The organism is Paenibacillus sp. J31R122 (assembly GCF_056269185.1).
On sequence record NZ_JBWDNM010000046.1, the window covers coordinates 1 to 1,406 of the forward strand.

Genomic DNA, 1,406 nt, shown 5'->3' on the forward strand with positions numbered 1-1,406 from the left:
TGAACTGTAACCCGAAAGATAGACACTTTAGAAAAAGTGCCCATCTTTCGGGTTTTTGTGTTTTAATAAAAAATACTACAATGAATGAGGTAAACCTACACCATGTCCAAACGACTATTTACAACAGCACAGATTAAACTACTTGAGTCTAACCCTAATATTGAGAACGTATCAGAAAGAGCAATATCATATAAATCTGAGTTTAAATTACATGCCGTACAAGCTTACAAGAGCGGTAGAACACCCATGCAGATCTTCGTTGAAGCTGGTTTTGAAGTTGCTGTTATCGGTGCCAAAAACCCATATAAATGTTTAGAACGCTGGAAAAAATCTTACCGGTCTTTCGGGGAGGAGGGATTACTAATGAACCGCAGAGGCAAAGCGAGTACAGGCAGACCCGCATCTAAGGAGCTCAGCACAGAGGAGAAACTTAAGCGTGCGGAGGCTAAGATTAAGCTGCTTGAAGTGGAGAATGAATTCTTAAAAAAGCTAGAGGCTCTAGAGAGGCAGGTGAAACGCGAACGCTAACACCCTCAGAAACCTTCGAGCTTATCGAAGCTACAATCCGTAAATACAAGATGAAAGGCTTAACGACCTATTTATGTACCATTGCGAGGGTAAGCCGAAGTGGTTATTATCGTTGGGTTAAAGCAGAGCCCAGCAGGCAAGAGCGTGAATATGAGGATGAAAACGACTGCGGTCTCATTAGGATGCACTTTAACGCTCTTAACGGCAAGGCGGGTGCCCTAACCATTAAGATGCATCTAGAGCGCAATGACGATGCCATTATGAATCATAAGAAGATTCGCAGAATCATGCATAAATACAACATGGTTGCGAAAGTACGTCAAGCCAATCCTTACCGAAAGATGGCTAAAGCTACACAGGAACATAAAACGTGTTCGAACTTATTAGAGCGTAAATTCGATCAAAAAGAGCCAGGTAAAGTATTGTTAACTGATATAACGTATATGAGGTATGGAAAGGGCCAATGGGCTTACCTATCCTGTATAAAAGATGGAGCAACGAAGCAGATACCCGCACATGTTCTATCTACATCCTTAGAACTCAGTATTGCAGTGAAAACGTTAGAGGAGCTCTTAAGGAACATGGACAACAACGTTCATCCAGATGCTATCCTTCATTCGGATCAAGGTATGCACTATACACATCCTGTATTTCAACATAAAGTGAAGCAAGCAGGTTTTAAACAATCCATGTCCCGCAAGGGTAACTGCTGGGACAACGCACCTATGGAATCCTTTTTCGGTCATATGAAGGATGAGCTAGAATATGAAGATTGCCAGACGATAGAAGAGCTGCGTGAAAGAGTTAACGAATACATCTTAATGTACAACACAACTCGATACCAGTGGGGATTAAAAAAGATGACTCCTGATGAATAC

The 1,406-nt window shown here is 41.7% G+C and carries 2 protein-coding genes; both read left to right on the top strand.

All coding sequences use genetic code 11. The features are described 5' to 3' along the window. Positions 1-102: 102 nt before the first annotated feature. Positions 103-528, top strand: a complete 426-nt coding sequence (locus tag AC0YN7_RS29665) for an HTH domain-containing protein (protein WP_475813605.1) — start codon at positions 103-105, stop codon at positions 526-528. Next, on the top strand, positions 477-1,406 hold a 930-nt coding region (locus AC0YN7_RS29670), incomplete at its 3' end, for an IS3 family transposase (protein WP_475813606.1). The genes AC0YN7_RS29665 and AC0YN7_RS29670, both read left to right, overlap by 52 nt.